The sequence below is a fragment of the Caballeronia sp. AZ7_KS35 genome (assembly GCF_023631045.1).
Classification (GTDB): domain Bacteria; phylum Pseudomonadota; class Gammaproteobacteria; order Burkholderiales; family Burkholderiaceae; genus Caballeronia; species Caballeronia zhejiangensis.
On sequence record NZ_JALQDV010000027.1, the window covers coordinates 80,941 to 95,997 of the forward strand.

At 65.0% G+C, this 15,057-nt stretch carries 14 protein-coding genes; 10 read left to right on the forward strand and 4 right to left on the reverse strand.

The window, feature by feature from the left end; all coding sequences use genetic code 11:
* The first annotated feature begins 134 nt into the window (after positions 1–134).
* Together NCT05_RS16465 and NCT05_RS16470 are read left to right on the forward strand one after the other, a co-directional pair.
* The gene (locus NCT05_RS16465) at positions 135–1,499 is read left to right on the forward strand and encodes an NAD(P)/FAD-dependent oxidoreductase (RefSeq protein WP_250435476.1); all 1,365 of its coding nucleotides are present in this window, start codon (positions 135–137) and stop codon (positions 1,497–1,499) included.
* A 189-nt stretch (positions 1,500–1,688) separates the two neighbouring features.
* Positions 1,689–2,564 carry a dienelactone hydrolase family protein gene (locus NCT05_RS16470; RefSeq protein WP_175982507.1) on the forward strand — a complete coding sequence of 292 codons (876 nt, stop codon included), beginning with the start codon at positions 1,689–1,691 and terminating at the stop codon, positions 2,562–2,564.
* A gap of 6 nt (positions 2,565–2,570) precedes the next feature.
* On the opposite strand, the gene NCT05_RS16475 is transcribed toward NCT05_RS16470, so the two are convergent.
* Complete coding sequence (locus NCT05_RS16475; protein ID WP_008353971.1) at positions 2,571–3,440, reverse strand: sulfurtransferase; 870 nt, start codon at positions 3,438–3,440, stop codon at positions 2,571–2,573.
* 105 nt (positions 3,441–3,545) lie between these two features.
* Positions 3,546–4,652 (reverse strand): aromatic ring-hydroxylating oxygenase subunit alpha, encoded by a 1,107-nt coding sequence (locus NCT05_RS16480; RefSeq protein ID WP_008353970.1) that lies wholly within the window; start codon positions 4,650–4,652, stop codon positions 3,546–3,548.
* A gap of 310 nt (positions 4,653–4,962) precedes the next feature.
* On the opposite strand from NCT05_RS16480, the gene NCT05_RS16485 reads away from it, so the two are divergent.
* The 4 genes from NCT05_RS16485 to folE2 all read left to right on the forward strand — a co-directional run bounded on the left by NCT05_RS16485 (position 4,963) and on the right by folE2 (position 9,140).
* Positions 4,963–5,298, forward strand: coding sequence for an exodeoxyribonuclease VII small subunit (locus NCT05_RS16485; protein WP_008353969.1), 336 nt, complete (start codon positions 4,963–4,965; stop codon positions 5,296–5,298).
* On the forward strand, positions 5,295–6,182 hold the full coding sequence (locus NCT05_RS16490; RefSeq protein WP_008353968.1) for a polyprenyl synthetase family protein: 888 nt from the start codon (positions 5,295–5,297) through the stop codon (positions 6,180–6,182). Before NCT05_RS16485 ends, NCT05_RS16490 begins: the two co-directional genes overlap by 4 nt.
* 88 nt (positions 6,183–6,270) lie before the next feature.
* On the forward strand, positions 6,271–8,187 hold the full coding sequence (gene dxs, locus NCT05_RS16495) for a 1-deoxy-D-xylulose-5-phosphate synthase (RefSeq protein ID WP_008353967.1): 1,917 nt from the start codon (positions 6,271–6,273) through the stop codon (positions 8,185–8,187).
* A gap of 146 nt (positions 8,188–8,333) precedes the next feature.
* Complete coding sequence (folE2, locus tag NCT05_RS16500; RefSeq protein WP_175982504.1) at positions 8,334–9,140, forward strand: GTP cyclohydrolase FolE2; 807 nt, start codon at positions 8,334–8,336, stop codon at positions 9,138–9,140.
* Between the two features lie 4 nt (positions 9,141–9,144).
* On the opposite strand, the gene NCT05_RS16505 is transcribed toward folE2, so the two are convergent.
* The gene (locus NCT05_RS16505) at positions 9,145–10,062 is read right to left on the reverse strand and encodes a LysR substrate-binding domain-containing protein (RefSeq protein ID WP_175982503.1); all 918 of its coding nucleotides are present in this window, start codon (positions 10,060–10,062) and stop codon (positions 9,145–9,147) included.
* 105 nt (positions 10,063–10,167) lie between these two features.
* On the opposite strand from NCT05_RS16505, the gene NCT05_RS16510 reads away from it, so the two are divergent.
* Positions 10,168–11,391 carry an MFS transporter gene (locus tag NCT05_RS16510; RefSeq protein ID WP_250502733.1) on the forward strand — a complete coding sequence of 408 codons (1,224 nt, stop codon included), beginning with the start codon at positions 10,168–10,170 and terminating at the stop codon, positions 11,389–11,391.
* A 39-nt stretch (positions 11,392–11,430) separates the two neighbouring features.
* Entirely contained in the window at positions 11,431–12,057 is a 627-nt protein-coding gene (locus tag NCT05_RS16515; protein ID WP_175982501.1) for a glutathione S-transferase family protein, read from the forward strand.
* A 6-nt stretch (positions 12,058–12,063) separates the two neighbouring features.
* On the opposite strand, the gene tsaD is transcribed toward NCT05_RS16515, so the two are convergent.
* Positions 12,064–13,092 carry a tRNA (adenosine(37)-N6)-threonylcarbamoyltransferase complex transferase subunit TsaD gene (tsaD, locus tag NCT05_RS16520; protein WP_175982500.1) on the reverse strand — a complete coding sequence of 343 codons (1,029 nt, stop codon included), beginning with the start codon at positions 13,090–13,092 and terminating at the stop codon, positions 12,064–12,066.
* Positions 13,093–13,167: 75 nt separating this feature from the next.
* On the opposite strand from tsaD, the gene NCT05_RS16525 reads away from it, so the two are divergent.
* The gene (locus tag NCT05_RS16525) at positions 13,168–14,394 is read left to right on the forward strand and encodes a BaiN/RdsA family NAD(P)/FAD-dependent oxidoreductase (protein WP_250502734.1); all 1,227 of its coding nucleotides are present in this window, start codon (positions 13,168–13,170) and stop codon (positions 14,392–14,394) included.
* Positions 14,395–14,607: 213 nt separating this feature from the next.
* Positions 14,608–15,054: a GatB/YqeY domain-containing protein gene (locus NCT05_RS16530; protein WP_008353959.1), complete on the forward strand. Its 447-nt coding sequence runs from the start codon at positions 14,608–14,610 to the stop codon at positions 15,052–15,054.
* Positions 15,055–15,057 lie beyond the last annotated feature (3 nt).

Here is a 15,057-nt window from a genome sequence, read left to right on the forward strand (position 1 = left end):
CATATGCGCGGATGTCGCATATGTCCGACATGTTGGTGACTCGCTTGTGACTGTCACCGAAGCTCCGCACAATGTTTCAATCGAGGAAGATAAGCACGAAGGCCGATCGAATATAAAAGCACAGGGAGAGTTCCATGCATCGCTTCATCATCATCGGCGGAGGCGCAGGCGGCCTCGAACTCGCAACTCGTCTCGGCGACCGTTTCGGCTCGACGGATTCCAAAACGCCGCCGAAAGCGCAAGTCACGCTCGTCGACCGAAACCCGACGCATATCTGGAAACCGCTCCTGCATGAAGTCGCGGCGGGCAGCATGGATCCCTTCACGCAGGAACTCGAATACGCGGCACAAGCCCTGTGGCACGGCTTCGAGTTTCAGCAGGGCGAACTCGTCGGACTGAATCGGGCGGCGAAGCGCATCACGATCGGCGCGTTGCGCGATGAAGAAGCCGGCGAACTGCTGCCCGAGCGCGAGTTGGAGTACGACACGCTCGTCATCGCGATCGGCAGCACGACGCATTTCTTCGGCGTCGAAGGCGCGCAGCAGAATTCGATCGCGCTCGATACCGTCGGTCAGGCGGAGCTCTTCCGCAAGCGCCTGATCGCGGCCTGCATGCGCGCGGAGCATTTCGCACCGGAACCCGTCGCGGCGGGCGTGGACGAAGTCGACGAAGAGCCCGGCGTCGATCCCGTGCCGCGCATTCAGGTGGCGATCGTCGGCGCGGGCGCGACGGGCGTCGAATTGTCGGCGGAATTGCGCAATACCGCGCAAGTGCTTTCCGCATACGGCTTGCACAAGCTCGATCCGAAGCACGATATCGGCATCGTGCTGATCGAGGCCGGGCCACGCATTCTGCCCGCATTGCAGGAACGCGTGTCCAGCGCGACGGCGGAACTGCTGACCAAGCTCGGCGTAAAGCTGATGACGGGCGAAACCGTCGCGCAGGTCTCGCGCGACACGATCCGCACGGCGAGCGGCAAGACGATTCGCGCGGATCTCACAGTCTGGGCGGCGGGCATCAAGGCGCCCGCGATTCTCAACAATCTCGACGGACTTCCGACCAATCGTCTCGGCCAGCTGGTCGTGCGCCGCACGCTGCAAACCGAAACCGACGAGAACGTCTTCGCGCTCGGCGATTGCGCCGCGTGTCCGTGGCCCGGCAACGAGCGCAACGTTCCGCCGCGCGCGCAGGCCGCGCATCAGCAGGCGAGCTTCCTTTTCAAGTCGTTCGAGCGGATGTTGCAGGGCAAGCCGTTGCCCGAGTACACGTATCGCGATTTCGGCTCGCTGGTGTCGCTCGGCCATTACAGCGCGGTCGGCAATCTGATGGGCGGGTTGATCGGCGGCAACATGCTGATCGAAGGCCTCTTCGCGCGCTTCATGTACATGTCGCTGTATCGCCTGCATGTGGCCGCGCTGCACGGCTATGCGCGCATGGTGCTCGATACTGTCGCGCACTGGCTGCGCCGTTCCACCGCCCCGCGTGTCAAGCTGCACTGACGGAACAGATCCGCTGCGCCGTTCGTTTAAAGCTGTTTAGAATGAGCGGCGCGCTTAATGCATAACGCGCGTTCATCGTCGTGCAGCGCCGCGCGTCGTGACGCCTTGATCGCGTCGCGCGGATTTCAACGATCCTCGCCGTCGCGCGATCGAGTACGCGCCGCGACGGCATTGCCGCGGGAGCTTCGTATGCTAGACCCTGAAGTCGACAGCCTCATTCCGCACGTCCCGTTCAACCGACGCAATTTCATCAAGGCGACCTTCGGCACCGGCTTCGCGGCCGCCGTGCTGCCGGTGTCCGCGCAAACCGTTCACACCGACAGCGATGGGCTGGAAGCCGGCGCCATCGGCATACGCGGCGCGGATGGCACGCTCGTGCCGGCGTATCGCGCGCAGCCCAAAGGCAAGACGCATTTGCCGGTCATCATCGTGATTCACGAGATTTTCGGCGTGCACGAGCATATCGCCGACGTCTGCCGGCGCTTCGCCAAGCAGGGTTATCTCGCCATCGCGCCGGATCTCTACACGCGTCAGGGCGATGCATCGGCCTACAAGTCGATGCAGCAGCTCAACGAACAACTCGTGTCGAAAGTGCCCGATGCACAAGTGATCTCCGACATCGATCAGACGGTCAAATGGGCGGGCGAGCATGGCGGCGATCCGAAGCGCGTCGGCATTACCGGGTTTTGCTGGGGCGGGCGCATCACCTGGCTCTATGCCGAGCACAATCCCAATGTGAAGGCGGCCGTGGCGTGGTACGGACGGCTCGTCGGCAACAAGACCGAGAACACGCCGGCCAATCCGATCGACCTCGCGAGCCAGCTCAAAGTGCCGGTGCTCGGCCTATATGGCCGGCAGGATCAGAGCATCCCGCAGGATACGATCGAGCAGATGAAACAGGCGCTCGCGAACGACCCGCCGCCCGCGAAAGACTCGCAGTTCGTCGTGTACGACGACGCGCCGCATGCGTTCTTCGCGGATTATCGGCCGAGCTATCGCAAAGCCGACGCCGAGGACGGATGGAAGCGCGCGCTCGCGTGGTTCCGCGAGCACGGCGTCAAATAACGGCGTTCACGGATTCGGGCCGGTCGCGACGGGCCGGCCCGGATCGGCGCTCCACTCGCTCCACGAGCCGGGATAGAGCGCCGCGCCGTGCAGGCCGGCGATCTCCATCGCGAGCGCGTTATGGCATGCCGTCACGCCCGAGCCGCATTGCAGGACGACGCGGTCCGCCGGCGTCGTGCCGACGAGCGAACCGAACGCCTCGCGCAGTTCGTGCGCGGTCTTGAAGCGGCCTTCCGCCGTCAGATTGTTCTTGAAAAAGTGATTCAGCGCGCCGGGAATGTGCCCGCCGACAGGATCGATCGTCTCATTCTCGCCGCGGTAACGATCGGCGGCGCGCGCATCGATCAGCAGATGATCGCGCGTGCCGATGCTGCGCTCGATCGCCGGGGCGTCGATCGTCACCTGAAGCGGCGCGCCGGCCTTGAACGTGCCCTGCCTCTTCGGCGGCACGGCGGTATCGAGCGGATTGCCCGCGGCTTCCCAGGCCTGCAGGCCGCCGTCGAGCAACGCGACGGAATCGTGCCCGAGCCAGCGCAGCAGCCACCAGAGACGCGCGGCGTACATGCCGCCGTGGGCATCGTACGCGACTACTTGCTGGCCCTCGTTCAGGCCGAAGCTGGCCAGTTTGGCGACGAGCGCGGCGCGCTCCGGCAGCGGATGACGCCCGTTCGTGCCCGTCTTGACGCCGGACAGATCTCGATCCAGATGAAGATAGTGCGCGCCGGGAATATGCCCTTGCGCATAGGCCGCTTCGCCGGATTCGGGCGCGGCCAGATCGAAGCGGCAATCGAAGACGAGCATGCTGCCGGGCGCGGCGGCGAGCCGTTCGGCGAGATTCGCCGCCGAGATGAGCGTGGTGTAGTGGGTGTGCGGCATGACGGCTCCTGTGCGTCGCTCATGTGCGAGACTTGAACCGTTAGTCTAAACAAAAAGGCGGGCCTGAAAGCCCGCCTTTTCGTAACTCTGGCCGAACGGCCTATATCAGATCGCGCCGAGCTGATGCCGCAAGAACTCGTGGAAGTGCTGCATGCCGGATTCCATCGGGCTCTGATACGGCCCGACCTGATTCTCGCCGCGCGACATCAGCGCGCGCCGGCCCGCGTCCATGCGCTCGCCGATTTCGTCGTCCTCACGCGCGGTTTCCATATACGCAGCGCGCTCGGCCTCGATGAACTCACGCTCAAAAAGCGCGATTTCCTCGGGGTAATAGAACTCGACGATGTTCGTCGTCTTCTGCGTGCCTTGTGGAATCAGCCACGACACGACCAGCACATGCGGATACCACTCGATCATCAGACCGGGGTAATACACCATCCAGATCGCACCGAACTCGGGCGGCGCGCCGTTGCGAAAGCGCAGGACTTCGTCGTGCCACTTGCGATACGTCGGGCTGCCCGGCTTTTCCAAGTTCTTGTGGACGCCCACGGTCTGGACGCTGTACCAGTCGCCGAATTCCCACTCGAGGTTGTCGCACGACACGAAGCTGCCGAGTCCCGGATGGAACGGCGCGACGTGATAGTCCTCGAGATAGACTTCGATGAACGTCTTCCAGTTGTAATTGCACTCGTGCACTTCGACGTGATCGAACATGAAGCCCGAAAAATCGAAGTGCTTTGCGGTGCCAAGCCGCGCGAGATCCGCGGCGACGTTGCGGCCCTCCGATTCGAAGAGCAGGCCTTGCCAGTTCTGCAGCGAAGTCTTGCCGAGGTTCAGGCAGGGCTTGTCCGCGAAATGCGGCGCGCCGAGCAGTTGACCGTTGAGATCGTAGGTCCAGCGATGCAGCGGGCAGACGATGTTGTCCGCGCTGCCGCGGCCATTGAGCATGATCGCCTGGCGATGGCGGCACACGTTGGACAGCAGTTCGATATTGTTCTGCTGATTGCGGACGAGCACGCGCCCTTCGCCTTCGCCCGGAAGCGCGAAATAGTTGCCCGCTTCGGGAACCATGAGTTCGTGCCCGACGTAGCGTGGACCTTGTTTGAAAAGTGTGTCGAGTTCGCGCGTAAGAAGCGCTTCGTCAAAGTAAGCCGTGACTGGCAGCTGACTGTGAATGGCGTTCAGCTGCAATGCATTGCTCAGATTGGACATTCCCACTCCCGTTAAGACGTGAAAGCAGTGAACAACCCAACCATCGAAGATTCGATTTAGGGAGCCCGCGATTATACCGAAATCCGCATCCTTGGGGTGCTTAAGGTCTTGATTTGGGTATAAATTGTCGCGAGAGTTCCTCGCAATCGTTGCGCCCGCGCGCTTGAATCGCACGTTCCTTCCCGATTGGCGGAGAATCCGGCAAAGCAATCTCGACGGTCCCGCGTGGACGGGATGCGGGTCGAAAATTTGGCTTTTGCCGTAGAATGTGCGACTTGGTTCCAAAAATTCAATTGCACATCCACGATTCATGGCGAAGACCGCTGTCCAGGAAACAGGCGAGCAAACCGGCGCAAGCGCACAGAGCGCGGACGCCGCCCCGCTTCCCGAGAATTACGAGGCGGCGCTGGCAGAACTCGAATCGCTCGTCGCGCGCATGGAAGAGGGCGCGCTGAGCCTCGAGGAATCGCTTGCGGCATACCGCCGCGGCGCAGCGCTTGTCGGCTTTTGCCAACAGCAACTCGAAAAAGTTGAGCAGCAGGTACGCGTTCTCGATGGCGAGACGCTCAAACCGTTGCCCGCCGAGGTGCAGCGCGCCACGCAGGGTGCCGGAGCGACGAACGACGACGGGGACGACGACCTATGACCTTCGAACAATGGATGCGCGCGACGCTCGATCGCGTCGAGACGGCGCTGGAACACTATCTTCCGGGCACGGACGTCGCGCCGGCGCGCCTGCACGAAGCCATGCGCTACGCGGTGCTGGGCGGCGGCAAGCGCGTGCGGCCCCTGCTCGTCCACGCGGCGGGCGAGCTGACCGGCGCGAGCGCGCAGGCCGTCGAAGCGGCGAGCGCGGCACTCGAAATGATCCACGTCTATTCGCTGGTGCATGACGATATGCCCGCCATGGATGACGACGCGTTGCGTCGCGGCAAGCCTACCGTACACATCCAATATGACGAAGCGACGGCACTGCTCGTCGGTGACGCGCTGCAATCGCAGGCGTTCGTCGCATTGACGGCGGAAGGCAACGGTTTGAGCGATGCCCAGCAAGCCGCGCTCGTGCGCGAGCTGGCGGTCGCGAGCGGCTCGCTCGGCATGGCGGGCGGTCAGGCGATCGACCTGGAAAGCGTCGGCCGCAAGCTGTCGCGCCCCGAGCTCGAGACGATGCATCGCAAGAAAACAGGTGCGCTGCTGCGCGCATCGGTCCGCATGGGCGCGCTCGCGGGCACGCATCCGGGCGCGGAAGCGCTGACGTCGCTGGATCGGTATGCGGCAGCGATCGGTCTCGCATTCCAGGTCGTCGACGACATCCTGGACGTCACCGCCGATTCCGCCACGCTCGGCAAGACCGCCGGCAAGGACGCGCAGCACGACAAGCCCACTTACGTATCGATCATCGGGCTCGATGCGTCGCGCGAACTCGCTGCGCAACTGGGCCGCGACGCGCACGCCGCGATCGAGCCGTTCGGCGCGCGCGGCCAGCGTCTCGCCGAGCTTGCCGACCTGGTCGTGAACCGGGTGAATTGATTGTTGAACGCGTGACGAACCCCACGGTGCGAAGAAAGAAACAATCGCACCGAACGAATCACGCCAGTTTTCCTAAAATGGGACGACGATGTACGACTTGCTGAAAACCATCGACGATCCGGCCGATCTCCGCGCCCTCGATCGCCGCCAATTGCAACCGCTGGCCGACGAGCTGCGAGCCTACGTGCTCGATAGCGTGTCCCAGACGGGCGGCCATCTGTCGTCCAATCTGGGCACGGTGGAGCTGACCATCGCGTTGCACTATGTGTTCGATACGCCTAATGACCGCATCGTCTGGGACGTCGGTCATCAGACGTATCCGCACAAGATCCTGACCGGCCGCCGCGATCAGATGCCGGGGCTGCGCCAGCTCGGCGGCATCTCCGGTTTCCCGCGCCGCGCCGAATCCGAATACGACACCTTCGGCACCGCGCATTCGAGCACGTCGATTTCGGCTGCGCTCGGCATGGCGATCGCCAACAAGCTGCAGGGCGACAACCGCTTTTCGATCGCCGTGATCGGCGACGGCGCGATGACCGCGGGCATGGCCTTCGAAGCGATGAACAACGCGGGCGTCGCCGACGACGTGCCGCTGCTCGTCATCCTCAACGACAACGACATGTCGATTTCGCCGCCGGTCGGCGCGTTGAATCGCCATCTCGCGCGTCTGATGTCGGGCCGTTTCTACGCCGCCGCGCGCGCGGGCGTCGAACGCGTGCTGCGCCATGCGCCGCCCGTGCTCGATCTCGCGCGCAAGCTCGAAGAGCACGCGAAGGGCATGATCGTACCGGCCACGCTATTCGAGGAGTTCGGCTTCAACTACATCGGCCCGATCGACGGTCACGATCTCGATTCGCTGATCCCGACGCTGCAGAACATCAAGGAACTGCGCGGCCCGCAATTCCTGCACGTCGTCACTAAGAAAGGCCAGGGCTACAAGCTCGCGGAAGCCGATCCGGTGCTGTATCACGGTCCGGGCAAGTTCAATCCGGCTGAAGGCATCAAGCCGTCGACGGCGCCATCGAAGAAGACTTACACGCAGGTGTTCGGCGAATGGCTGTGCGACGCCGCAGCGCAAGACTCGCGCGTGGTCGGCATCACGCCGGCGATGCGCGAAGGCTCCGGCATGGTCGAGTTCGAGAAGCGCTTCCCGGACCGCTATTTCGATGTCGGCATCGCCGAACAGCACGCGGTGACCTTCGCGGGCGGCCTGGCCGCGGACGGCATGAAGCCGGTCGTCGCCATCTATTCGACCTTCCTGCAACGCGCGTATGACCAACTGATCCACGACGTCGCGCTGCAGAATCTGCCAGTCGTGTTCGCGATCGATCGCGCGGGCCTCGTCGGCGCGGACGGCGCGACGCACGCGGGCAACTACGATCTCGCGTTCCTGCGCTGCATCCCGAACATGACGGTGATGGCCGCGTCGGACGAAAACGAGTGCCGCCAGATGCTCTACACGGCGCTGCAGCAGCCGAACCCGACGGCCGTGCGCTATCCGCGCGGCGCGGGCACCGGCGTGGCGACGGTCAAGCAGATGACCGCGATTCCGGTCGGCAAGGGCGAGATTCGCCGCGAGTCGTCGCAAAAGCTGGGCTCGGGCAAGCGCATCGCGATTTGCGCGTTCGGCACGATGGTCGCGCCGTCGCTCGCCGCCGCCGAGGAACTGGATTTGACCGTCGCCAACATGCGCTTCGTGAAACCGGTCGACGCCGATCTGCTGCGCGAACTCGCCGCCACGCACGACGCGATCGTCACGATCGAAGAAGGCACGATCATGGGCGGCGCGGGTTCCGCGTGCGTCGAAGCGCTGCTTGCAAGCTCCATCGTGAAGCCCGTGCTGCAACTCGGCTTGCCGGACGTGTTCATCGATCACGGCGATCCGGCCAAGCTGCTGTCGAGCGTCGGACTGGACGCGGCTGGCATCGCCAAGTCGATTCGCGAGCGCTTTATCGACGCAATCGAAAGCGCCAACGCAGGGAAGCTGACGAAGCGCGTCGCCTGACGACGCTTCGCTCGAACGGCGCGCTCGGGGTGCGCCGTGCATCAACGCTTTGGCACACGGCGCGGGCATCGTCCCGCGCCGTGTGCGCTTGAACGTATCGACCCGCTCGCGTCTTGCGCGACGCGCGGCGCATAAGGACAAAACAAATGAATCAGATGAATCCCGCCTTCGTGATGCCCGACGTCCAGAGCACGCCCGACACGCGTCAGATCGCGATTCAGCGCGTCGGCGTCAAGGGCGTGCGCTATCCGCTGACGGTGCTGACGGAAGACGGGCTGAAGCCGACCGTCGGCGTATGGAACCTCGACGTGCATCTGCCCGCGGAACAGAAGGGCACGCACATGTCGCGTTTCGTCGCGTTGCTGGAAGAGAACCGGCTGCCGGTCGATCAGCACGCGCTGCGCGGATTGCTCTCGCTGATGCTGGCGAAGCTCGAAGCGCACTCCGGCCGTATCGAAGTGACGATGCCGTACTTCGTCATGAAGACCGCGCCGGTCTCGGGCGTGAAGAGCTTGCTGGACTACGAAGTGACGTTTATCGCCGAGCGGCGTGACGGCGACACGCGCATGTCGATCAAAGTGCTCGTGCCGGTGACGAGCCTGTGCCCGTGCTCGAAGAAAATCTCGCAGTACGGCGCGCACAACCAGCGCTCGCACGTCACGATCGCGGCGGAATTGGCCGACGAGATGCCGGTCGAGGAACTGATCCGCATCGCCGAGGAAGAGGCGTCGTGCGAACTGTGGGGCTTGCTGAAGCGTCCGGACGAGAAGTTCGTCACCGAGCGCGCGTATGAAAATCCGAAGTTCGTCGAGGACCTCGTGCGCGATGTCGCGACGCGCCTGAACGCCGACGCGCGCATCGTCGCCTATACGCTCGAAGCCGAGAACTTCGAGTCGATCCACAATCACAGTGCGTATGCCGTGATCGAGCGCGACAAGCGCCGCGACGCCTGAACGTCTAGGCAAGCGCCGTTTCCGCGGAAACGTGCGCTTCCCGCACCGATTCCACCACGAGCGACGCCAGCCGCTCGACGAGCGGCGAGCCCTTTCCCGACGCGCGATGCAGCGCGAGCGGAATCGACGGCAGCGCGGGCAAACCGCCTTCGCCGCCATCGAGCGGACGAACGGTCGACGGCAGGCCGTAGCTCGTTCGCACCGTCACGCCGAGTCCCGCCGCTGCCGCCGCCCACAGTCCGGACAGGCTCGGGCTCGTGAACGCCACACGCCATTTGATGCCCGCACGGTCGAGCGCCGCCGCCGCCGCGCTGTGGAAGAGACACGGCCGATCGAAAACGATGAGCGGCAAGGGCTCGTCGGCGTCGAAATGCCAGGGAACGGTCGATGACGCGATCCAGCGCATCGGCGGCGCGGCGATCGGCTCGGGCAGATTCGACGCCTGACTTTCATCCGGCACGCCCGCCGCACCCCACACGAGCGCGAGATCGAGCTGCGCGCCGCCGATGCGCTCCAGCAGTTCCGTATTGCGCGCGACGCGCGCTTCGATCCGCACTTTCGGGTGCGCTCGCGCGAAGCGTCCGAGCACATCGGGCAGCACGACTTCGCCGAAATCTTCCTGCAGACCGAGCCGGATCCAGCCTTCCAGATCGACGCCGCGAACCGCGACTGCGGCTTCGTCGTTCAGCTCGACGAGCCGCCGCGCGTAGTTGAGCATGACCTCGCCGGCATCGGTGAGTGCGAGCCCGCGTCCCGATTTGCGAAACAGCGGTGTGCCCGCCTGTTCTTCCAGCTTGTGAATCTGGGCGCTGACGGCGGACGTCGAACGCCCGACGCGATCGGCTGCTTTCGCGAAACTCCCGAGGTCCACGCCCGCGACGAAGCTGCGCAACACCGCGAGGTCGAAGGTTGTCTGGCTCATGATGACAGTCCCGATTTGATGAACGGTCCGTCGCAAACTTTGCGATTTTCAGGATGATGTTAAGCGTTCAAACTGGCCCCAGTCAACTTTTCGATGGACTGCGACATGGCCATTTCTCTCGCTTTGAACACCAAAACCGCACTCGGCGATGGACACCGCTGGAAAGTGCTCGGCGTGGGCGTCGCGGCGAACGCGAGCGTGTCGGCGGCGGCGACGGGCTTTCCGACGACCGCCGTCTGGGTGCGCGGCGCCTACCATCTGAGCAACGGGCAACTGGGCGTCGTGCTGGGCGCCCTAGGCTTGGGCGTCGCGCTGTCCGAATTGCCGTGGGGCGTTCTCACCGACAAGTGGGGCGACCGTCCCGTCCTGCTGACCGGTCTTTTTTCGACGGCCGCGGTGCTCGTCGCGATGACTTTGTTCGCGACGCCCGCGACGGCGAGCTTCGGCTGGCTCGTCTTCGCGATGTGCGCGCTCGGCCTGCTCGGCGGCAGCGTCAATGGGTCGAGCGGACGCGCGGTGATGGCGTGGTTCGGCGAAGGCGAGCGCGGCCTCGCGATGAGCATTCGCCAGACGGCTGTGCCGCTCGGCGGCGGCATCGGCGCGGCGTTGCTGCCGTGGCTCGCGTCGTCGCATGGTTTCGGGGCGGTATTCGGCGCGCTGGCCGCGATGTGCGCGCTGTCCGGCATTTTCGCCTGGCGCTGGCTTCACGAGCCGGCTGAAGCCGTTCATCGGGCGATTCGGAGCGCAGGCGCCGCGCCGCTGAAAAACGCGCTGGTCTGGCGCGTCGTGCTGGGCATCGGCATCTTGTGCGTGCCGCAGTTCGCGGTGCTGAGTTTCGCGACGATCTTCATGCACGACGCCGCGCACTTCGGCCTGACCGCGATCAGCACGACGATGGCCACGCTCCAGATCGGTGCGATCGCGATGCGCGTCTGGAGCGGCCGCCACACCGACCGGCACCGCAACCGCCGCACGTACCTGCGCGTATCGACGATCGTCGCGTGCGCGTCGTTCGTCGTGCTCGGTATCGCGACGGCGCTCGGCGCGGTCCATTGGCCCGTTTTGCTCGCGGCGATGCTGATTCTCGCGGGCGTCTGCGTGTCGGCATGGCACGGCGTCGCGTACACGGAACTGGCGACGCTCGCGGGCACCGAACGCGCGGGTACCGCGCTCGGCATGGCGAACACGGCGGTCTTTGTCGGCTTTTTCGTGACGCCGCTCGCCATTCCGCACGTGCTCGCGATCGGTTCCTGGCCGATGGTCTGGCTCGGGGCGGGCGTGTGCGCGTCGCTCGCGTGGCCGTTGTTTCCGAGGCCCGCGCGCGCTTAAACTGGCCGTCCACGTCATCACCACCACGCGGAGCGCATCTTGATTCTCATCGGCCAATACGATTCCCCGTTCGTGCGGCGCGTCGGCATCGCGTTGAAGCTCTACGACATGGCGTTCGAGCATCGCCCGTGGTCGGTGTTCGGCGACGCCGACAAGATCGCGCCGTACAACCCGCTGTGCCGCGTGCCGACGCTCGTGCTCGATTCCGGCGATACGCTCATCGAAAGCACGATGATCCTCGACTATCTCGACGCAGAGGCGGGCGATGCGCGCGCTTTGATTCCATCGGGCGGGCCGGAGCGACGTCAGGCGCTGAAGGTCTGCGCGCTCGCGACCGGTCTCGCCGACAAGGCCGTCGCGCTCGTCTACGAACGCGTGCTGCACAAGGAGAAATCGCAGGCGTGGCTCGATCGCTGCACGGGGCAGGTCGAGCGTGTGTTGAATGCGCTGGAAGCGGACCGCGCTGCGCGCGCGACGCCTTACTGGTTCGGCGATGCAATCGGCCACGCCGATATCGCCGTGGCCTGCGCGCTGCGCTTCGCGCGCGAGGCGCATCCGGAAATTTTCAGCTCGACGCGCTGGCCGACGCTCATCGGCCATAGCGATCGCTGCGAAACGCTGCCCGTCTTCAAGGCGATCGTGCAGCCGTTCAATCCGCCTCGATAAAGTGGCTCAGGCGCGCGCGAGCGACGTGAGATCCCAGCGCGGCTTCACGGTGAACGCGTAGTCGCGCACGGCCTGCTCCGGCCAGCGCGACAGGCGCAGCGCGCCCGCGAGCGCGATCATCGCGCCGTTGTCGGTGCATAGCGACAGGTCGGGATAATGCACGTCGAAGCGGCGCTTTTTCGCCGCCGCCGACAGCGCCTCGCGCAACTGCCGGTTCGCGCCGACGCCGCCCGCCACGACGAGCCGCTTCAACCCCGTTTTCTTCAGCGCGGCGAGCGATTTAGCGACGAGCACGTCCACGGCCGCATCGACGAAACCGCGCGCGAGATCGGCCTTGGCCTGCTCGCAGACGTTGTTGCCGAGCTTGCGGCTGTGCGTGAGCACGGCGGTTTTCAGGCCGCTGAAGCTGAAATCGAGATCGCCGGAATGGAGCATCGGACGCGGCAGCGCGACCGCGCCGGACGTGCCGAATTCCGCGAGCCGCGACACTTCCGGGCCGCCCGGATAGCCGAGGCCGAGCAGCTTCGCGGTCTTGTCGAAGGCTTCGCCGGCGGCGTCGTCGAGTGTTTCGCCGAGCGTCTCGTAGACGCCGACATCGGTCACGCGCATCAACTGCGTGTGTCCGCCGGACACGAGCAGCGCGACGAACGGAAAGGGCGGCGGCGCGTCGACGAGCAGCGGCGACAGCAAATGCCCTTCCAGATGATGGATGCCGACGGTCGGCTTGTCCCACGCCATCGCCAGCGCATTCGCGATGCTCGCGCCGACGAGCAGCGCCCCCGCGAGCCCCGGCCCTTGCGTGAACGCGATGGCGTCGATGTCGCCGCGCTGTGCGCCGGACTTGTCGAGCACTTCCTCCAGCAGCGGCAGCGCGCGGCGGATGTGATCGCGCGAAGCCAGTTCGGGCACGACGCCGCCGTAATCGCGATGCATCGCGATCTGCGAATGAAGGGCGTGCGAAAGCAGGCCGCGCTCGGTGTCGTAGAGTGCGAGGCCGGTTTCGTCGCAGGAGCTTTCGATGCCTAGAACTAGCATGGATTCAATGCGTTAGAGGAACAGAAAAGTATAGCAGCGGGCGTGATCGAGCGTGTCGAAGGTAAAATGCGCGCCATGGAATCCTTCGATATCGCCGTCATCGGCGCGGGCGCGGCCGGCATGATGTGCGCGGCCGTGGCCGCTCAATCCGGACGCCGCGTCGTCCTCATCGACCACGCAGAGCGTCTCGCCGAAAAAATCCGCATCTCCGGCGGCGGGCGCTGCAACTTCACGAACATCAACGCGCAGCCGGCCAACTTTCTGTCGGCGAATCCGCATTTTTGCCGCTCCGCGCTCGCCCGCTACACGCCGCGCGATTTTCTCGCGCTGCTCAAGCAATACCGCGTGAAGTGGCACGAGAAGCACAAGGGCCAGCTCTTCTGCGACGACTCCAGCGAGACCATCATCGACGTGCTCAAAAGCGAGTGCGATGCCGGTCGCGTCGCGTGGCGGCGTCCGGTCGCCGTGCATGAGGTCCGTCACGACGGCGCGCGTTTCGCGCTCGATACGAACGCGGGCGCGATCGGCGCGGCGGCGCTCGTGATCGCGACCGGCGGCCTGTCGATTCCGAAGATCGGCGCGACGGATTTCGGCTATCGCGTCGCCAAGCAGTTCGGCCACAAGCTCGTCGATACGCGTCCGGCGCTCGTGCCGCTCACGTTCACGTCCGCCGACTGGGCGCCGTTCGCGCAGCTGTCGGGGCTTTCGCTGCCGGTTCGCATCAGCACGGGCAAAGGCAAGACGCGCGGCGAATTCGACGAAGACTTGCTGCTCACGCATCGCGGCGTGTCAGGGCCGGGCGTGCTGCAGATTTCGAGCTACTGGAACACGTCGGAGCCGATTCACGTCGATCTGCTTCCCGACCTCGATCCGACCGCCATGCTGATCGAAGCCAAAGCCGGCTCGAAAAAGCAGATCGGCAATTTTCTGGCCGAGCACGTTCCCGCGCGTCTCGCGCACGCGTGGCTCGAAGCGCAGCGCGTGCCGGTCGACGCGCGCCTCGCCGATCTGCCGGATCGCACGCTGAAGGCGATCGGCGCATCGCTGTCGGACTGGACGCTCACGCCGAGCGGCACCGAAGGCTATCGCAAGGCGGAAGTCACGCGCGGCGGCGTCGACACGCGCGAGCTTTCATCCGCGACGATGATGAGCGAGCGCGTCGCGGGGCTCTATTTCATCGGCGAGGCGGTCGATGTCACCGGCTGGCTCGGCGGCTATAACTTCCAGTGGGCGTGGGCTTCGGGCGTCGCCGCGGGCAAGGCCGCCGCGGAGTACGCGCGAGACGCGGCGACGACCGCCTGAGGGCGTCCGTCCGGGGGTTTTGGCGAGTCTCGAAACGCGGACCCGTTTGCTATACTCGGACGGTCATCGGAGGATTCTCTCCGCTTTCCGCTGGCGCCAGGAAGGCTGTCTGCTAATCCCGCTTGAGGAGGCGTTCCCAAGCGGGTTTTTGCATTCGCGGGACCGCCGCGCGCCGGCCGGAATTCAAACTTTCGCAATTGCACCGGGTGAACGATGAGCCTCAAAGACCAGATCAACGACGACATGAAGACTGCCATGCGCGCGAAGGAAACCGAGCGTCTCGGCACGATTCGCCTGCTGCTCGCGGCAATCAAGCAGCGCGAAGTCGACGATCGCGTCACGCTCGACGACGCGGGCATCACCGCCGTCATCGACAAGATGATCAAGCAGCGCAAGGATTCGATCAGCCAGTTCGAAGCCGCGAGCCGCACCGATCTCGCCGACAAGGAGAAAGCGGAGCTGGCGGTGCTGGCGGCGTATATGCCCGAACAGCTTTCCGCCGAAGCGATCGCTGCCGAAGTCCAGGCAGCCGTCGCCGCGACCGGCGCCGCCGGGCCGCAGGACATGGGCAAGGTGATGGGCGTGCTGAAGCCGAAGCTCGCCGGCAAGGCCGACATGACCGCCGTCTCCGCGCAGGTGAAAGCCGCACTCGCCAAGTAACGT